General features: G+C 67.2%; 19 protein-coding genes. 2 read left to right on the top strand and 17 right to left on the bottom strand.

Annotated elements, in window-relative coordinates:
* Positions 1–24: 24 nt before the first annotated feature.
* The 6 genes from LTA6_RS09310 to LTA6_RS09285 form a co-directional block, all read right to left on the bottom strand.
* Positions 25–735, bottom strand: a complete 711-nt coding sequence (locus LTA6_RS09310) for an ABC transporter ATP-binding protein (RefSeq protein ID WP_363548852.1) — start codon at positions 733–735, stop codon at positions 25–27.
* A complete protein-coding gene (locus LTA6_RS09305; protein ID WP_407357727.1) occupies positions 732–1,643 on the bottom strand; it encodes an ABC transporter ATP-binding protein in 912 nt (303 codons plus the stop codon). Before LTA6_RS09305 ends, LTA6_RS09310 begins: the two co-directional genes overlap by 4 nt.
* Entirely contained in the window at positions 1,640–2,788 is a 1,149-nt protein-coding gene (locus LTA6_RS09300) for a branched-chain amino acid ABC transporter permease (RefSeq protein WP_407357726.1), read from the bottom strand. Before LTA6_RS09300 ends, LTA6_RS09305 begins: the two co-directional genes overlap by 4 nt.
* Before the next feature lies 1 nt (position 2,789).
* Positions 2,790–3,677, bottom strand: a complete 888-nt coding sequence (locus LTA6_RS09295) for a branched-chain amino acid ABC transporter permease (protein ID WP_341978327.1) — start codon at positions 3,675–3,677, stop codon at positions 2,790–2,792.
* A gap of 69 nt (positions 3,678–3,746) precedes the next feature.
* Positions 3,747–4,931, bottom strand: a complete 1,185-nt coding sequence (locus tag LTA6_RS09290) for a branched-chain amino acid ABC transporter substrate-binding protein (RefSeq protein ID WP_341977730.1) — start codon at positions 4,929–4,931, stop codon at positions 3,747–3,749.
* Positions 4,932–5,054: 123 nt separating this feature from the next.
* A complete protein-coding gene (locus LTA6_RS09285; protein ID WP_407357725.1) occupies positions 5,055–5,708 on the bottom strand; it encodes a GntR family transcriptional regulator in 654 nt (217 codons plus the stop codon).
* 136 nt (positions 5,709–5,844) lie between these two features.
* Here LTA6_RS09285 and LTA6_RS09280 point away from each other — a divergent pair, with 136 nt between their 5' ends.
* A complete protein-coding gene (locus LTA6_RS09280) occupies positions 5,845–6,618 on the top strand; it encodes a hypothetical protein (protein ID WP_341977727.1) in 774 nt (257 codons plus the stop codon).
* Between the two features lies 1 nt (position 6,619).
* Here LTA6_RS09280 and LTA6_RS09275 read toward each other — a convergent pair whose 3' ends face one another.
* The 5 genes from LTA6_RS09275 to LTA6_RS09255 form a co-directional block, all read right to left on the bottom strand.
* Positions 6,620–7,081: an SRPBCC family protein gene (locus tag LTA6_RS09275; RefSeq protein ID WP_341977725.1), complete on the bottom strand. Its 462-nt coding sequence runs from the start codon at positions 7,079–7,081 to the stop codon at positions 6,620–6,622.
* Positions 7,082–7,137: 56 nt separating this feature from the next.
* Positions 7,138–8,823 (bottom strand): thiol reductant ABC exporter subunit CydC, encoded by a 1,686-nt coding sequence (gene cydC / locus LTA6_RS09270; protein WP_407359264.1) that lies wholly within the window; start codon positions 8,821–8,823, stop codon positions 7,138–7,140.
* Between the two features lie 2 nt (positions 8,824–8,825).
* Positions 8,826–10,490 carry a thiol reductant ABC exporter subunit CydD gene (cydD, locus tag LTA6_RS09265; protein ID WP_407357724.1) on the bottom strand — a complete coding sequence of 555 codons (1,665 nt, stop codon included), beginning with the start codon at positions 10,488–10,490 and terminating at the stop codon, positions 8,826–8,828.
* Positions 10,491–10,578: 88 nt separating this feature from the next.
* Entirely contained in the window at positions 10,579–11,610 is a 1,032-nt protein-coding gene (gene cydB, locus LTA6_RS09260) for a cytochrome d ubiquinol oxidase subunit II (RefSeq protein WP_407357723.1), read from the bottom strand.
* Positions 11,611–11,621: 11 nt separating this feature from the next.
* The gene (locus LTA6_RS09255; RefSeq protein ID WP_341977719.1) at positions 11,622–13,037 is read right to left on the bottom strand and encodes a cytochrome ubiquinol oxidase subunit I; all 1,416 of its coding nucleotides are present in this window, start codon (positions 13,035–13,037) and stop codon (positions 11,622–11,624) included.
* Positions 13,038–13,146: 109 nt separating this feature from the next.
* On the opposite strand from LTA6_RS09255, the gene radA reads away from it, so the two are divergent.
* Positions 13,147–14,514 carry a DNA repair protein RadA gene (radA, locus tag LTA6_RS09250; RefSeq protein WP_407357722.1) on the top strand — a complete coding sequence of 456 codons (1,368 nt, stop codon included), beginning with the start codon at positions 13,147–13,149 and terminating at the stop codon, positions 14,512–14,514.
* Between the two features lie 40 nt (positions 14,515–14,554).
* Here the strand turns inward: radA and LTA6_RS09245 are convergent, their stop codons facing one another.
* From LTA6_RS09245 to LTA6_RS09220, 6 genes are all read right to left on the bottom strand, one after another.
* On the bottom strand, positions 14,555–14,962 hold the full coding sequence (locus LTA6_RS09245) for a dehydrogenase (protein WP_407357721.1): 408 nt from the start codon (positions 14,960–14,962) through the stop codon (positions 14,555–14,557).
* 229 nt (positions 14,963–15,191) lie between these two features.
* Positions 15,192–15,839: a hypothetical protein gene (locus LTA6_RS09240; protein ID WP_407357720.1), complete on the bottom strand. Its 648-nt coding sequence runs from the start codon at positions 15,837–15,839 to the stop codon at positions 15,192–15,194.
* Positions 15,840–15,848: 9 nt separating this feature from the next.
* A complete protein-coding gene (locus LTA6_RS09235; protein WP_341977711.1) occupies positions 15,849–16,352 on the bottom strand; it encodes an amino-acid N-acetyltransferase in 504 nt (167 codons plus the stop codon).
* A 118-nt stretch (positions 16,353–16,470) separates the two neighbouring features.
* The gene (locus LTA6_RS09230; RefSeq protein WP_341977709.1) at positions 16,471–16,854 is read right to left on the bottom strand and encodes a Rieske 2Fe-2S domain-containing protein; all 384 of its coding nucleotides are present in this window, start codon (positions 16,852–16,854) and stop codon (positions 16,471–16,473) included.
* Entirely contained in the window at positions 16,851–17,165 is a 315-nt protein-coding gene (locus tag LTA6_RS09225; protein ID WP_341977707.1) for a hypothetical protein, read from the bottom strand. The genes LTA6_RS09230 and LTA6_RS09225 overlap by 4 nt, the downstream gene beginning before the upstream one ends.
* Position 17,166: 1 nt before the next feature.
* Positions 17,167–18,432, bottom strand: coding sequence for an amidohydrolase family protein (locus LTA6_RS09220; RefSeq protein ID WP_407357719.1), 1,266 nt, complete (start codon positions 18,430–18,432; stop codon positions 17,167–17,169).
* Positions 18,433–18,450 lie beyond the last annotated feature (18 nt).

The following is an 18,450-nucleotide window of genomic DNA, read 5'->3' as shown; positions in this document are numbered from 1 at the left end:
ATCGTCGGCCTGGTGGTCATCCTCTCAGCCGCCGAGATAGGCATCGATCACCCTGGCATCGGCGGCGAGTTCGGCCGCCGGCCCCGACAGCGTCGTCTGCCCGGTCTCGATGACATACGCGCGGTCGGCGATCTTCAGCGCCGCACGGGCGTTCTGTTCGACGAGCAGGACCGTCGTGCCCTCGGCGTTGACCGCCTGGATCGTCTCCATGACCTGCTTCACCACCAGCGGTGCCAACCCCATGGAGGGCTCGTCCAGCAGCAGCAGCTTCGGGCCGCCGACGATCGCCCGGCCGATGGCGACCATCTGCTGCTCACCGCCGGACAGCGTGCCGCCCTGCTGCTTGCGTCGCTCTGCCAGACGCGGCATCAGCGCGTACACCTGCTCGACGCGCTGCGCGACGAGCTTCTGCTCGCGCACGGTGTATCCGCCGAGCAGCAGGTTCTCGTGCACGCTCATCGTGGAGAAGATCCGCCGCCCCTCTGGCACATGGATCAACCCGGCGGAGACGATGTCCCAGGGCTTTGCGGTCGCCAGATCCAGCTCACCCCATCGCACGACGCCGGACTTCGGACGCACCAGACCGGAGAGCATGTTCATCGTGGTGGATTTTCCGGCACCGTTGTTGCCGAGCAGGCAGACGATCTCGCCCTCCTGCACCTCGAAGCTGAGCCCGCGCAGAGCGTGCACGCGGCCGTAGTAGACGTCGGCGGCTTCGACGGACAGCATCCTCATCGGTCCTTCTTCTTACGGGGTTCGGCGAGCAACGATAGGTCCACGGTGCCCGTCTGCAGCTTCGTCTCATCGAGCGGCTCATCGTCGACACCGAGGTACGCCTCGATCACGAGCGGGTTGTTCTTGATCTCGTGCGGAGTGCCGACGGCGATCTCCTTGCCGTAGTTGAGGACGATGATCCGCTCAGCGAGCTCCATGATGAGCCCCATGTCGTGCTCGATCAAGACCACCGCGACACCGAGGTCACGGATCCGTCGGATGAGCTGCATCAGCGCCTGCTTCTCATTGAAGTTCAGGCCGGCCGCCGGCTCGTCCAGCAGCAGAAGCTTGGGGCTGCTCGCGAGTGCCCTGGCGATCTCCACCCGTCGCTGCTCGCCGTATGGGAGCTGCGTGACGTAGAGGTTCTCGTCTCCGGCGAAGCCGACGAAATCCAGCCACCCCCTGGCCTGCTCGGTGCACCACTGTTCGGCTCGGCGGTAGCCCGGCGAGTGCAGCAGCGTCGCCCAGAACCCCTCGCGAAGGTTCGCGTGCATGGCCGTCTTGACGTTGTCGATCACGCTGAGCTCACGGAACAGGCGCAGGTTCTGGAACGTGCGCGCCATCCCCCACTTCGTCACTCGCGACGGCAGCACCCGGTAGAAGCCGAAGCTCTGCAGCAGGTCGACAAGGCGCAGGGTGCGCCAGACGGCCGGCGGCTCGCGCACGATGCTGTTGCCGTCGAACTCGACCGACCCGGAGGTGGGCAGGTAGAAGGCGGAGATGCAGTTGAAGGCGCTCGTCTTGCCGGCGCCGTTCGGGCCGATCACGGCGAGGATCTCCCCGGCGTCGACGGAGAAGCTCAGACCATCGACGGCTTTGACGCCGCCGAACTGCAGTCGGAGGTCTTTGACCTCGAGGAGCGCGCTCATCGGGTGCCCTCGCTGTCGTCGAGATTGTCCTCGGGTGCGGGGACCGCCGCGAACCCTGCCGTCGGCGGCGGAATCGGTCGCCTGCGCTTCAGCCAGGGCAGCACCGCGGTCGCCGGCCACAGGCCCGACGGACGGAACAGCATCACCACCACGAGAAGCACACCGAAGATGAGGAAGCGCCATTCGGAGAATTCCCGCAGCAGTTCGGGCGCCAGCGACACGAACAGGGCGCCGATGATCACGCCGGGCGTCGAGCCCATGCCGCCGAGCACGACGGCCATCAGGATCAGCGCCGAATAGAGGAACTGGAAGCTGTTCGGGCTGATCGCCGACAGGTGCGTGGCCATGAGCTGGCCAGCGATGCCGGCCCACACCGCGCCGATGATGTAGGCAGTGATCTTGGCGACGTAGGTGTTGATGCCCATCGCCTCGGCGGCGTCCTCGTCATCGCGCACGGCCTTCCACGCCCGGCCGAGCCGCCCTCTGGCCAGGCGCCCGGCACCGATCACTCCGACGAGCACGACGATGGCCGCGACGAAGTAGTAGAAGACGACGCGCTGCGGGAACTCGATCCCGAGCACGGTGAACCCGTCTGCGAAGCTCCAATCGCCGAAGGACCAGGTCGGGATCCCGTGGATTCCCGAAGGCCCGCCCGTGACGTCGAGGTTGTTCGCCGTGATTCGGATGATCTCCCCGAAACCGAGCGTGACGATCGCGAGATAGTCGCTGCGCAGCCGTAGGGTGGGCGCTCCGACGACGATGCCGGCGAGGATGCAGGCGAGGATGGTCGCCGGCAGCGCCGCCCACATCGGCCAGCCGAGCTCGGTGGTCAGGATGCCGGAGACGTACGCGCCGACGGCGAAGAAGGCGATGTACCCCAGATCGAGCAGCCCCGCGTATCCGACGACGACGTTCAGCCCCATGCAGAGCATCACGTAGATGAGCGCGCTGGTCGCGATCGACATCGTGTAGCGCGATGCGTCGAGGAAAGGCAGCACGACCAGCAGGACGACGCACAGGCCGCCGAGCGCGCGAAGGAACCCCTGCTGGGAGGAGAGGATGCCGCGTGCTGCCGGCTGCCGGTCGAACAGTGGCGATGGTGCACGCAGCGCGGCGTCGCGCAACGGTGCGGAGAGACGAGGCATGTCACATCCTCTCTACGACGCGAGCTCCGAGGAGCCCGGTCGGCTTGAAGGTGAGGAACAGGATGAGGAAGGCGAAGGAGAACACATCTCGCCATTCGCCGCCGAACCAGGCCGAGCCGAAGGACTCGAGCATGCCGAGGAGGAGACCGCCGAGCATCGCACCGTAGAGGTTGCCGATGCCGCCGATGACGGCAGCGGTGAAGGCTTTGAGGCCGATCATGAAGCCCATCAGGAAGTCGATCGAACCGTAGTACGCGCCCGCCATCACGCCTGCGGCTCCGGCGAGCGCCGAGCCGATGAAGAACACCGTGGCGATGACGCGGTTCACGTTGATCCCCATCAACTGGGCACCCTGCGGATCGAGGGCGATCGCGCGCATCGCGCGCCCCTGCCTGGTGCGTTCGACGACGTGCGCGAGCACCAGCATCAGCACTCCGGCGATGATCACCAGCACGATCTGCGCGGCGGTGATGCGCATGCCGGCGAAGTCGAACCCACTCGACTCGAGGCGCACGGGGAAGGCTTCCGGGTTCGGGCCGAAGATCTGCCTGACCGCGTACTCGAGAGTGAACGAGACGCCGATCGCGGTGATCAGAACGGCCAGGCGAGGACTTCGGCGCAGCGGCCGATAGGCGATGCGTTCGATGCCGACGCCGATGAGACCGGTGGTGACCATCGAGAGCAGCATGATCACCAGCAGCAGCGGGATCGAGGATTCGCTCGAGATGCCGAAAGCCGAGAGCGTCGCGAACCCGGTGAAGGCGCCGAGCATGTAGATGTCGCCGTGCGCGAAGTTCAGCAGCTTGATGATCCCGTAGACCATGCTGTAGCCGAGAGCGACGAGTGCGTAGAACGAGCCGACGATCAGGCCGTTCCAGATGAGTTGCATCACTGCAGATGTCCTTCCGCGTCGTTGGGACGCCGATGGAGTGGGGCGGCGTCAGCCGCCCCACTCACGTCAGTCCTGCAGATCGTCTTCGAGGATGAACGCACCGGATGCCGGATCGATGCCGACGATCACGAAACCGCCGCCGGAGAGCGTGTGGTCCTTCGTGAACGTGAGCGGGCCGGCGAACGTGTCGAAGTCCTTCAGCCCTTCGAGCGCGGCGACGACCTCGTCGAATTCGGTGCTCCCTGCGTCCTCGATCGCCTGGGCGATCACTCGGACGGCGTCGTACGACTGCGTCGAGTACGGTCCGGGCGCGGCTCCGGCGAGCTTCTCGTAGTCCGCGATCCAGGCATCGGCGCCCTCGATCATGTCGGGGGTCTGGGTGAACGTGCCGAGGACGTTGTCGGTGTATCCGTCGCCCGCGATCTCGGCGAACTTCGCGTCGACCGAGCCATCGCCGACGAGGAAGGCGCCGGCGTAACCGGCATCCGTCGCCTGCCGGACGATGAGTCCGCCCTCCTGGTAGTAGCCGGTCCAGTACACGAGTTCGGGCTTCTCGCTCGCCAGTTGGGTGGCGACGGCCGCGTAGTCGTTCTCACCAGGCGTGACGGTCGCTTCGAACGAGACGCTGAGCCCGGCCTCGGTCGCCTGCGTGACGAAGGATGCCGCGAGATCTGCGGAGTATGCGGTCGCATCGTCGATCACCGCGACGCTCTTCATGCCGCTCTTCTCCGCGTAAGCGACCGCTGCGGCAGCCTGCTGGGTGCCGGTGCCGTTGATGAGGAAGACCCCGGGGAGGCCCTGCTTCACCAGTTCGTTCGAGTTGGCGGCGGGGATCACCATCGGGATGCCGGCCTCATCGAAGATCGGAAGCGTCGGCAGCGTGGCGCCTGAGCAGTAGCCGCCGACCGAAGCGACGACGCCCTCGGTCACGAGCTTGTTCGCTGCGGATACGGCGGCAGTCGCATCGCAGGCGTCGTCTTCCACCTGCAGTTCGAGCTTGCGTCCGTCGATTCCGCCGTCTGCGTTGATCTCGTCGATGGCGAGCTGGGCGCCGTTCTGCATGTATTCGCCGAAGGCGGACTCGCTGCCGGAGAACGGAGCGAGCATCCCCAGCTTGATCGTGCCGGATTGGTCAGCGCCTCCCCCGTCGTCGGAGCCGAGGCCGCCGGAGCAGCCTGCTGCGGCGAGCAGGACGCCGGTCGCCGCGGCGAGGGCGAGGATCTGACGGGTGCGCTGTGTACGGGTCTTCATGAGGGTCTCCTGGGATGCGTCGTTGCAATTCCACACTTGATAGCATGTGACACATTACTCATCGGACCGGCAGAGCGAAACCCCTCGGGCCGAATCGATGCACCCGCGAACTGCGCTGAGGCGTCAGCCCTCGTCGCGGCCGCTCCAGATGCCCCCCACGTGCCGGATGTGCCTCCGCATGAGCGCCTCGGCCGCCGCGCCGTCGCCGGCCACCAGCAGATCCACGAGTTCCGCGTGCTCGAGGGCCGTCGACATCAGGGTGTCCGTCTCGGCGAGATGCGCGAGCCCGACCAACCGCGTCTGCTGACGCAGCTCGCGAACCAGTTCGACCAGCTTGCGGTTGCCGGTGCATTCGAGAATCCGCAGGTGAAATGCCGTGTCAGCCGTGAGGTACTCATCGAAGCGCCCCTCCTGGCCCGCCTCGACGATGCGATCAGCCAGGGCGCGCAACTCCGTGACCGTCTCGTCGTCCAGAGTCCCGGCGACGGTGACCATCGTCGGCGCCTCGAGCAGCATTCGCACGTCGCTGAGCTCGCGCAATTCCTCCGGCGACACCTCGGTGACCTCGAAGCCGCGATTGCGAATCGGGCGGAGGAATCCGCGTCTCGCGAGATTCAGAATCGCCTCGCGCACCGGGGTGGCGCTCACACCGAACTCGCCGGCAAGCGTCGGCACCGTGAGAACCTGCCCTGGCGGAATCTCGCCGGAGATGATCCGTGACGAGAGCTGGGCCTCGATCTGCTCTCGCAGGCTCTCCGCCGAGGCGAGAGTGGCCATCACGCCAGTCATCGGACCGATCCAAAGTGCGTCATATGGCACATCGTACTGGTGGACCGTCGAACGCGGGATCGATGCCGACGAAACAAGACGACGCCGGGCTAGGCTCGAAGAGGAGACAGCCGGGAGGCGCAACATGAGCTTCATCACATCCGAAGCACTGGCCGAGACGGGCTACGTCGTCCTCGACGACCACGATCAGGCCGCCGATCCCGCCGAGTGGCTCGACCTGGAATACATCGGCTGGCGCTCCTCCGGCATCACCCGCTTCGCGCCGCTCACCAGCTACGCCGGTGACGTCGACTGCAACGGCTTCTGGAACCACACCCCGCCCCGCACCGACAAGGACGGCGTGTGGGTCGCGGGTCAGGCCGACAAGGCACCGATCCTGGTGCAGCGCGCGCAGGAGCCGGGCGCCAACGTCGGCCGCTGCCGCGTGATCGAACTGCAGCCCAACGACTACGCCGACGCGATCTACAACCTGCACCAGGACGACAACAACCGGCTCAACGACGACGGCACCGGCTGGGTGGTGCGCGGATTCTTCAATCTCACCGACGACTCCGACTCGATGCTCATCCTTCGTGCAGATCGCTTCGACCCCGCCACCGAGGTGCGGTTCGCGCTCCCCGCTGGTTCGCGGATCATCGTCGACACCCAGCGCTTCTGGCATGCGGTGTGGCACCGCGGCACCGCTCCCCGCTACGCACTGATCACCTCGTGGACGTCCGGGCCCGAGCTCGACACCTACATCGCGGCGAACCACGGCGACCCGCATCCGCCCACCGTCGATCTCGACCCGCAGACGATCGAAGACGCCCAGGTCGAACTGCACCGCCGCATCGAAGAGCGCCGCCGCGCCTTCGAAGCCCAGGGCATCGTGATGGAACCGCCGGTCTCGCTGGCCTGACTCAGGCCTCGACGAGAGCGGCGAGATTCCGCAGCGAAGACGTCATGCCTTCGATGTGGTCTTCCGCGGAGATCCCGGGTGGAACGTCCTCGGCACGGAAGATGACGTGGGCGCCTGCCTCTCGCGCCGCGACTTCCCAGGTCATCCGCATGACACCGGCGAACGACGGATCCTCGGCTTCGAACTCGATCTCCTGAACCGCCCGGACGCCGGGCATCAGCTCGACGAACCTGCCCTCGACGACATCCTGATCAGCGCTGCTCTTCCCCGGAGCACCCGTGGCATCCACATAGGTCAGCACCATCCGGTAGTCACCGCCTGGCCGCGCGTCGAAACGCTCGAAGCGCGCGGTCATGCCTTCCGGAGGCAGCCACTTCACGAGTGCTTCCGGATCAGTGAGTGCGCGGAAGACCCGCTCCGGCGAGGCGTTCATCAGCAGATCTGCTTCATCTGTCCGTCTCATGCCCCCACGCTACGGGGGCATGTGGAGGGATGCACCCACTCGTCGAGGCCGGGCGATCAGATCGTGCGCCCCGCTTCGATGCGCACGACGCGATCCACCGTGCCCGCGGGCGGGGCGACATGCGAGATCAGCAGGACGGACTGCTCGCCGACCGCTTCCAGCAGATCGCGCAGCAGCGCGTCGGATGCCGCCGGGTCGACGCCCGCCGTCGGCTCATCGAGCACCAGCACGGGGAACCCGCGCAGCAACACTCGGGCGAGAGCGATGCGCTGCGCCTGACCTCCGGACACCAGCGCCCCGCGGTCGCCGACACGCGCGTCGAGCCCGCCGCGGTCGCGCACCCAGTCGGCGAGCCCGACCCGGTCGAGCACGGCCAGCAGCTCGTCGTCGGTGGCGGTGTCGCGCGCGAAGAGGAGGTTCTGCCGGATGTCCTCGTCGAACAACTGCGGGCTCTGCTCGCACAGTCCCACGACCGCGCGCAGCGAAGGCCCGGAGAGCGTTGCCGCATCCATGCCGCCGACGGAATACTCGCCCTCCACCCGGAGGAACCCGACCAGCGCCGCGGCGAGGGTGCTCTTCCCGGCACCGCTGGGGCCCGAGACCAGCACCCGCTCCCCCGGCTGCAGATCGAGATCGACGCCGCGCAGCCCTTCCGCCCCGCCCGGCCACGTCGCGTGCACGTTCCGCAACCGGATACTCCCCTCGACCCCACCGGCATCGACGCCCTCGTCGCCGCGCAGCTCATCGGGCATTCGCTCCGGCAGCACGTCGACCACGCGCCGAGCGCTCGCTCGGACGCTGCGCCACGAGGCCGCCGCCACCGGTGCTGCACCGAAGATCTCGAACACCACCATCGGTACCAGCACGGCCACGGCAAGCCACGGGCCGTCGATCACTCCGGTGGACAACCCAGGAGATGCCGCGGCGAGCGCCCAGACCGAGGCAGCTCCCGCCATCGTCGACACGACGCCGGCGGCGACCGCCTGAGCGAGGGACGCCCGTGTCACCGAGGCGCGAAGTGCGGCGTCGGCGTCCTGCACACGTTCCCGCGCAGCGAACTCGGCCCCGTACGCGATCAGCACGTCCAGACTGCCGAAATAGTCCACCAGAGCCGCCGACAGCTCGGCCCTGCGCAACGAGACCCGCGTCTCGGCACGTGATCCGAGTATCCAGCCGAGACCGATGGCCGCGCCGGCGGCGACGATGAGGCACGCGGCGAGAGTCAGGGCGGCCGGCGGAGATACGAAGGCGATGAAACCGACCGCGCAGATGGCGACCACGGCGGCCACCGCCAACGGCTGCAGCACCCGTAACGGCAGGTTCTGCAGATTCTCGACATCGTCGACGAGAGCCGACAGCACCCGGCCACGATCGGTGCGACCGAGCCCTGCGGGAGAAAGCGGGATCAGCCGGCGCACCATGTCGGCGCGGGTGACCGCCAACTGGCGCAACGCGGCATCGTGCCCGCTGAGCCGCTCGAGGTAGCGGGTCACAGCCCTCGAGACCGCGAAGAAGCGCACCCCGACGACCGCGATCGAAAGCGGCACGAGCGAATCCACGATCGAGGCGCTGACGATCAGCCACCCGCTCACCGCGAGCAGGCTCACTGCAGCTCCGGCCGACAGCACGCCCCAGAGGAGACCGGGAAGGAATCGGCCGAGCGGCGGCTGCGCGCCGCGGAGCACTGCCCTTTCTCTGGCCGTCGCGCGGGCGGAAGGAGCACGCCTCGCGTCGGATCGGATGCTCACACGCTCACCCCCAAGGCGATGACCTGATCGGCGATCGTCCGCGCTGAGCGGCGGTGCGAGACGAGCAGGATCGTGGCACCCGCATCCGCCCTCCTCCGCAGCGACGACCAGAGTCGTGCCTCGGTGTCGGCATCCAGAGCACTGGACGGCTCGTCGAGCGCGAGAACTCTCCTCGGCTCCGCCGCGTGCCGGTAGAACGCGCGGGCCACCGCGACCCGTTGCCCCTGTCCGCCCGACAGGCCGCTGCCCTGCACACCGAGCTCGGCCGCAGGGTCGAGATCCTCGGCGCAGGCGTCGTCGAGGGCCGCGCGGATGCCCTCGGCATCCGCTGACGGATCTCCGAGTGCGACATTCTCGGCGATCGTGCCGCGGATGAGCCCCGGCGCCTGCCCGGCCCAGGCCAGCCAGTCGGCGGGCGCGAGGTCGCGCAGATCGCTCCCGCCAAACGTGGCCGCGCCGTCGAAGTCCGCCGCGCCACGCAAGGCAGCGAGGAGGCTCGACTTGCCGGAACCGCTCGGACCTTCGATGAGAGTGATCGTTCCCGGCTCGGCCGCGAACGAGACCGGCGGGAGGTCACGGACCGCGAGCTCGGAGACGACGAGGTCTGTTCCGCGCGTCCACAACTCCGGAGATCCGGGCCGATTCTCTCCAAGAACACGCGCCTCGGCCGTCTCCGGCACAAGATCTCCGGAGTTGTGGACACGATCGGCGCGCGCCCCCGCGGCATCGAGCACCTCGAAGATCTCCTCGGTCGCCGCGACGCCCTCGGCCGCGGCGTGGAACTGCACTCCGACCTGCCGGATCGGCAGGAAGGCCTCCGGTGCGAGCAGCAGCACGAACAGCCCGACCTCGAGCGAGAGCTCACCGGACAGCAGCCGGAAACCGACCGACACGGCGATGAGCGCGACGGCCAGCGAGGACAGCAGCTCCATCGCGAAGCCGGAGAGGAATGAGAACCGCAGCACCGTCATCGTCTCGCGCCGGTACTCGTCTGCCGTGGTCTCGATCCGCTCCGCCGCTCGCTGCTCCCGACCGAACAGACGCAAGGTCGCGAGCCCCTGCACGGTATCGGCGAAACGCACGGCGAGCCGCTGCAGCGTCTGCCACTGCCGACGCTGCACCGTGCGGGTGGCCATCCCGATGAGGATGAGGAAGAGCGGGATGAGCGGCAGCGTGATCGCCGCGGCGAGTCCGCTCGGCCAGTCCTGCCACCACATCACCGCGAGCAGCACCGGCGTTGCAATGACGGTCAGCACGAGCTGCGGGATGTACCGCGCGAAGTAGGCGTCGAGTGCGTCCAGCCCGTGCCCGGCGGTCACGGCGAGACCGGCCTGATTCCGCTGCGCGAGCCAGCCCGGCCCGAGCCGGCCGATCGCCCGGATCAGGGCGGCGCGCAGCTGGGCACCGGTCCGCGCGGCGGCGCGCGTGCCTGCGGCATCCGAGAGGGCGATCAGCGCCCCGCGCAGAATGGCCGTGAGCAGCAACCAGATGAGGGATGCGGTGACATCGCGTCCCGCGAGGACGCCTGTGACGGCATCCGTCAGCAGCCAGGCGAACGCGATCACGACCCCGGTCTGCACCACCGCGATCAGTGCGGATGCCGCGACGAACCCGCGTGCCGCCGCCGCGTATCGAAGCAACCGCGGATCGACGGGTTTCATGCGCAGCCCCTCACCCTTCCGGTCGCACTTCGTGTCCTCATCTCAGCTTCGCACCCGCACGACGTGCGACCGCACCGCGACGAGGACCTCACGCGTGCGCCGGAGCCGCCTCGATGGAGCGGCGGGTGACGCGCTTGCGGAAGATCCAGTACGTCCAGGCTTGATACGCGAGCACCAGAGGCAGGGCGACCAGCGCCGTCCAACTCATGATCTGCAGCGTGTACGGCGTGCTCGAGGCGTTCGCGATGGTGAGGCTGTTGACGGCCGGGTCGATCGTCGACGGCATCACGTACGGGAAGAGCGCGGCGAACAGCATCACGACCGCAGACAGCACGGTGACGACGCCGGCGAAGAACGCCCAGCCGTCCAGCCGGCGAAGAGAGAGCACCACCAGGCTCACCAGGAAAACCGCGGCCACGGCACCGGCAGCGATCACCATCCACAGCAACGGCGCCTCGCGCTGGGCGGCCAGCACGATCGTCCAGACGACGGTCGCAGCCGCCGCGAGGATCGTCGGAACGGCCGCCCGAGCGACCAGCCTCCGCGCATCTTCATGCACCCGACCGTCGGTCTTCAGCGCCACGAAGCACACCCCGTGCAGGAAGAACAGCAGCAGGGTCGTGACGCCGACCAGCAGGGCGTACGGGTTCAGGAGGCCGAAGAATCCGCCGACGTAGACGTGATCGGCGTCCAGCGGGACGCCCTGCACGATGTTGCCGAACGCCACTCCCCAGAGGAACGCCGGCACGGCCGAGCCAATGACGATCATCCGGTCGAAGCGAGCCTTCCATGCGGCGTCCTCGCGCTGGTGCCGGTACTCGAAGGAGACGCCGCGCAGGATCAGAGCGAGCAGGATGAGAAGCAGCGGCAGGTAGAAGCCGCTGAACAACGTGGCGTACCACTCCGGGAACGAGGCGAACAGGCAGGCGCCGGCGACGATCACCCACGTCTCGTTGAGATCCCAGATCGGCCCGATGGTGTTGATGACCTGCCGGCGCGACACGTCGTCCTTGCCGAGGAACGGCAGAGACATCCCGACGCCGAAGTCGAACCCGTCGAGCACGAAGTACCCGACGAAGAGGAAGGCGACGATCCAGAACCAGAGGGTTGCGAGGTCCATGAACATTCCTCTCAGTACACGACCGACGGCAGCTGGGCCGTCTCGTCATGAGGTTGCTCGGTGGTGTCAGGGCCTTTCTGCGCGGCCCTCACGATGAGGCGGATCTCGACGACGGCGAGAGCTGCGTAGATCGCGGTGAAAGCGACCAAGGAGATGAGCACCTCGAGTCCGCTCACGCCCGGCGAGACGCCGTCCTGTGTCGTCATCAGGCTGAAGACGATCCAGGGCTGCCTGCCCATCTCGGTGAAGACCCAGCCCATGATGTTGGCGCCGAGAGCGAGCGGGAACGACCAGATCGCGAGCTTCCACATCCACGGGGCCGGCTGGCGCTTGGCGCTGCGGCGGGTGATCCAGAGCCCGACGACGGCGACGAGCGCGGCCGCCATGCCGAGGCCGATCATCCAGCGGAAGCCCCAGTAGGTGACCCAGAGCACCGGCGCGAAGTCGGTGATCCCGGTGTCGGCGAAGCGCTCGGCGTATTCGGCGTTGAGGTCGTTGATGCCGTGCACGCATCCGTCGAGGGTGTGCGTCGACAGCAGCGACAGCAGGTACGGAACGCGGATGCTGAACAGCTCGGTCTTGCCGTCGGGAGTGCCGAGCGTGAACAGGCTGAACGCGGCATCCGGCCCGCAGACCGTGTTGAACGTCGCTTCCGCTGCGGCCATCTTCATGGGCTGCGTCTCGTACATGGCGAGGCCGAGCTGGTCGCCGGTGAGCGCGACCCCGGCGGTGGAGATGATCATCGCCCACAGCCCGAACTTCAGCGAGATGCGCATGGTGTCGTAGTGCTGCCCGCGGGAGAGGTGCCAGGCGGACACCGAGATCACGACGCCGGCGGCGAACATGAACGCCCCGAAGATGGTGTGCGGGAAGGCGGCGAGCGCGACCGGGTTGGTGAGGAGGGCACCGATGTCGACGAGTTCGGCACGGTTCGTCGTGGCGTTGTACTCGTAACCGACTGGATTCTGCATGAACGCATTCGCGGCGATGATGAAGTATGCGGAGAGGATGCTGCCGATCGCGACGCACCAGATCGTCGCGAGGTGCAGCTTCTGCGGCAGCTTGTCCCAGCCGAAGATCCACAGGCCGATGAAGGTCGCTTCGAAGAAGAACGCCAGGAGCCCCTCAAAGGCCAGCGGGGCGCCGAACACGTCTCCGACGAAGCGGGAGTAGTCCGACCAGTTCATGCCGAACTGGAACTCCTGCACGATGCCGGTGACCACGCCCATCGCGAAGTTGATGAGGAAGATCTTCCCGAAGAAACGGGTGAGGTGCAGGTACTCGACCTTGCCGGTGCGCACCCAGGCGGTCTGGAAGATCGCGGCCACCACGACCATGCCGATCGTCAGGGGCACGAAGAGGTAGTGGTAGACGGTGGTCAGCCCGAACTGCCATCGTGAAAGGACCAGCGGATCAAGCCATTCCATGCGCGACTCCTTCTCTCCTGCTTCCATTCTGTCGGGCCGCGACGGCCGACGTGGGCCGAAAGTCCCTCTTGCCGATAGGCATGTCGGATGCGCCCGATAGCCTGATTGCATGGCCACCCGCAAACCCGCTCCCCCTGCTTTCGTCTGCACGGAATGCGGGTGGACGACGGCGAAGTGGGTGGGTCGCTGCGGCGAGTGCCAGCAGTGGGGCACCGTGTCCGAACAGGCCGCTCCGACGGGCTTCCTCCGTCGGATGACACCGCTCGCCCCGCACGCCGATCGCGCCGCTCGGCCGATCACGCAGATCACCACGGAAGACGCACCGCGGCGCACGAGCGGCGTCGGCGAGTTCGACCGCGTGCTCGGTGGCGGCATCGTTCCGGGAGCCGCGATCCTGCTCAGCGGCGAGCCGGGCGTCGGCAAGTCGACGCTGCTGCTCGAAGTGGCGGCGCAGTCGGCCCGTGCGGGCCGCCGCGTGCTCTACGCGAGCGCCGAGGAGTCACCCGCTCAGGTGCGACTGCGCGCCGAACGCACCGGCGCGCTGCACGATGAGCTGTATCTCGCGAGCGAGACCGACCTCGCCACGATCCTCGGCCACATCGACGAGGTGCGACCGCAGCTCGTGATCGTCGACTCCGTGCAGACCGTGTCGTCTTCACTGACCGATGGCGCGGCAGGGCAGCCCAGTCAGGTGCGAGAGGTCGCCGCCACGCTCATCCGGGTCGCGAAGGAACGCAGTCTGCCGATCATCATCGTCGGCCACGTCACGAAAGACGGCCAGGTGGCTGGCCCGCGAGTGCTCGAGCATCTCGTCGACGTCGTGTGCCACTTCGAGGGCGATCGCCAGACATCGCTGCGCTTCATCCGCGCGTTGAAGAACCGCTTCGGTCCCACCGATGAGGTCGGATGCTTCGAAATGACCGGCGGCGGCATCGCCGAGGTCCCCGATCCGTCCGGGTTGTTCCTCTCGCAGGGCGCGACCGAACCGGGCACCTGCGTCGCGATCGCGTTGGAGGGCAAGCGGGCGCTGCCGGTCGAGGTTCAGGCCCTGACGATCCCGTCGTCCGCGCCCAATCCGCGCCGGGTGGTGCACGGTCTCGACGCCTCACGGGTCGCGATGGTGCTCGCGATCCTCGAGAAGCGGGCCAGCATCAAGACCAGCATGCTCGACGTCTACGTGTCGACAGTGGGCGGCGTGCGATTCACCGAGCCGGCCGCCGATCTCGCCATCGCGATCGCCGTGGCCGGATCCGTGCAGCTGAACTCCGTGCCGCGCACGGTGGCCGCGGTCGGCGAGCTGAGCCTGGCCGGTGAGATCCGCCCGGTCACGCAGGCGGCACAGCGGCGTTCCGAAGCAGCGCGGCTCGGGTACGAGCAGGTCGTCGACGACCGCTCCAAGACGCTCCGGGCTGCACTCAACGATGTGCGGGCGCGGAACACCAACCGTCGGCCCGACGGCGAGATCCCGCCGTTCTGAGGTTCCGGTCCGTGACCGAGGCCGGCCGGTCGGCTTCGATTCAGTCGTCGAGGGCCTTCAGCAGCTCGTCCGGGGAGGCCTGCATCGGATGTGGACCCGCGATGTCGAGGAAGACCGTCGTGATGGGATGCGCGGCGAGGAACTTCCGCAGCCAGTCGGCGTCGTAGATCCCGACGCCGGGCGGCAGGTTCGCCGGCTTGTTCTTCGCGTCGCTGAAGAGCAGCAGGGCGAGGTCGCCGCTGTCCGGGTTGCGATAGGTCCAGACCTCGCCGCTGTCGCGCGGGTTGTCGCGCGCTCCCGGCTTGATCAGCGGGACGACGGTCGTGCCGTGGCGGAGTGCCAATGCGACCGCGGCGATGTCCTGCTTCTCCAGCGCCTGCGCCAGCGCGTCGGAGCGGAACTCCTCGGGGGCGGGTTTCTTGGAGGCCTTCGCCTTCTTCGCTGCCATGAGTCCAGCCTAAAACGAAGAGGGCCCTCTCGAGTTCTCCAGTGGGGACTGGGGTACTCGAGAGGGCCCGGAGCTCTCGCGCGGCGGATGTCGAAGCGCTGGGGACGCTGTAGCCGACGCCACTGGGGATGGCTTACGCCGCGAATACCCGAGAGTCACCCCATGGTATCCCAAAGGTGACGGTCTTTGGGGCACCGCGCCCCCGCACCACGCCTCGATCAGAGCGATCTCACTCGAGCAGGATCTGCTGTGTTCCCTGGCTTTCGAAGCCGCCGATCGACACGGCGACGTGATACGACGAACCGCCGCCTGGCGCTCGCGGACGATTCTCGTCCGCGCATGTCTCGACGCTGGATCGGGTGCGGTCCCAGGTGACCGGCTCCTTGCTGGTGACCGTCGTTCCCGCGACCAGCGTCGCGATCATGCTGCTCGGGTTCTCCTGGCAGTCCGTGGAACGCCACCAGACATCGTCGCCGCTGGAGACCGTGAACACCTGCATGGTCGACCCGACATCGAGCGTGCAATCGGTCTTCCCGTTGTTGGTCAGCGAGATCGACAGCTGGGGCAGGACACCTGCGGGGTAGACGTCCGCATCGGCGACGGCAGTGACTTTGATGTCCGTCGCCTTGCAGGCGACGATCGCGGGGGTCCCATCGGTCGTCGACTCCGGCGTCGGGGTTTCTCCGGCGGTGGGCGCCGTCGTCGGTGAAGAACTCGTCGTCGATGACGGCGTGGGGTCTGCTCCCGGCTCAGCTCCGGCCCACGGCTGGGCGATGAAAAGCCAGACTCCGACCCCGATCGCCGCGAGGAGGACGATCAGCGCGCCGACCACCACAAGACGCCGTCGGCGATAGACGGCGGCAGACGAACGGGTCATGCGTCCAGGCTAGTTCAGCTGTTTCAGCATCCGCGTGTTGCCGAGCGTGTTCGGCTTCACATGCGCCAGGTCGAGGAACTCCTCGACGCCGGCGTCACCGCTGCGCAGCAGCTGGGAGTACACGTCGGGATCGACGACCTGTTCGCCGATCGGGGCGAAGCCGCGCCGACTGAAGAACTCGACCTCGAAGGTCAGGCAGAACAGCCGCGACAGCCCGAGGGCTTTCGCGTTCTCCTCGAGGCGATCGACGATGGAGCGCCCGACTCCGTGGTGCAGCCAGTCATCGCGGACGAGAAGCGTGCGCACCTCACCGAGGTCCTCCCAGATGACGTGCAGCGCGCCGCATCCGATCAGCACACCATCCGCTTCCGCGACGACGAATTCCTGCACCGCACCGTAGAGGATCGCGAGATCCTTGCCCAGAAGGATGCGCTGCTCGACGAGCGGTTGCAGCAGGTTCCTGATCGCGACGATATCCGCGCTCCGCGCCGGCCGTACGATGATCTCGCTCACAGGACAAGCCTAGAACCCCGCGCCTGTGACATCCGTGAGGCAGCGCCTGAATCGGAACGGGAACGACGAAGGGGCGGATGCTGTTCGCATCCGCCCCTCCGATGACCACGTCGCCACCTCAGAGCGTGACCACGACCTCGTTGCCGTCGACCCGTACCGGGATCGGACGCAGGCCGACACTCGCATCCGCCGGATGCTTGCCGGTGAGCACGTCGAACTCGAAGCCGTGCCACGGGCAGACGATGTTGCGGTCGGTCGGGTGAAAGCCCGGACCCCCGCTCTTGAGGTCCTCGCGGACGAGCTGGACGGTGCGCGGCATGATCTTGCCCTGGCAGACGGGGCCGCCCTGATGCGGGCAGACGTTGTACCAGGCGCGCACCTGATCGGCGTAGAAGTAGAGTCCGAGCTCGGTGCCGTCCACATCGACGACGATGCGCTCGCGCTCCTTCAGGTCGTCGAGTCGAGCGACGACGACGTCACGGCGAACGACCCGGGCGCTCATTCGGCCCTCCGGTACCAGATCGCCATGTCGAAGAGGTTGACATCGGCGGCGTCGAGCAACGCGGTCACGAGGACCACGGTCTCGGTGGCGTTGAGGGCATCCGCGCGGATCGGCCAGGAGATCTTGCCGACACGATCGGTCTTCGCCGAGAACAACCGCGCAGCGGCGTAGAGCACGTCGGCGATCTGCTCGTCGGAGACCTCGGCGCCCAGTTTCTCCTCGGCGATCTGCGCGGTGACCTCTCCCAGGCGGGCGATGAGGACACCGAGTTCTTCGATGGCGGACGTGGTGGTGGTGCTGTCAGTAGTCATGTCACGAGATCCCTGGTCGGTCCTGGAGCACCTGCTCCGCTGGAGGCTTCTGTCGGTCGGTGGGGAGATTGAACACCCGCGCGGCGTTCAATCCGAGGATGTTCCGTTTTGCCTGCTCGGAGAGGAACGGAAGCCGCGTGATCGTCGACGGCGCGTCCCAATCCCAGTGCGGCCAGTCCGAGGAGTACAGCAACTGCGTCTCGGCGTTGAACGACTTCATGGTCGCCTCGAGCAGCTCCATGTTGGTCCGCTCCATCGGCTGCGTCGTGTACCACATCTCCTTCATGTACTCGCTCGGCAGTCGCTTCAGACCCGGCGCCTCGCTCGGTCGCATGAGCACCTCGTGATCGAGACGCTGCATGAGGAACGGGATCCAGGCCAGCCCGCTCTCGACCCACACCATCTTGATCTTCGGGAAGCGCTCGGGCATCGCGTTGATGATCCAGTTCGTCACGTGAATCTGGTTGTAGTGCGTGAACGAGAGCGCGTGCATCGATAGGAAGCGGTTCAGCTGTGCGAACGAAGGGTCGCCCCAGTGGTATCCCGAGTGGAACGCGAGCGGCTTGCCGCTGTCTTCGATGAGCTTGTAGAGGCGGGTGTACACATCGGAGTGCACGGGGTTGTTGCGCGTGGAGCACACCGTGTATCCGATGATGCCGTCGTTGTCCGCGTACTTCTCGACGAGTTCCTCGCAGACCTCGGGGGTGTTGTACGGGAGGTACAGCATGCCCTTGAGGCGAGGATTCGGCGGCAGGATCACCTCGGTCAACCAGCGGTTGAAGGCCCGGCCGAGCACGACCTCGACTTCGTCCTGCGGGTGCATTCCGAGGAGGAGCATCGCACTGGGGAACACGACCTGGAAGTCGAGCCCCATCGCATCCATCCCCCGGCGGGCGGCGGTCACGAAGGGATGCCCCTCTTCGCCTTCGATCGGCTCCTTGCGACCCTGGTGCCCGATACGCCCGCCGACGCTCTGGTGCGACATCCCCGGCTGGATGTTCAGCAGGGCGTTGTTGCCGGCGAACTTGCCGAACTGGTCCATGCCGATCTGGCGCCAGACGTCGTTGTCGATGAGGTCGAGCACCTCACCCCAGAAGTGGTCCTCGGAGACGTGGGCATCGATGTCGACGATGAAGTAGTCGTCGTAGTCGTCCCTCGCCTGCTTCGTCGCATGGGCGAGGACATCTCGGGTGTCGGAGCGTCCGCCGATCTCGGCGAGCTCGCGGACGCGCGGTGCGTCGGATCGGGGGGTGGGGAGATCACTCATTTGTCATTCTTCCTCTCT

The sequence above is a fragment of the Microbacterium sp. LTA6 genome (genome assembly GCF_045690355.1).
In the GTDB taxonomy this organism is placed as follows: domain Bacteria; phylum Actinomycetota; class Actinomycetes; order Actinomycetales; family Microbacteriaceae; genus Microbacterium.
This window is presented reverse-complemented; position numbering and strand designations above follow the sequence as displayed.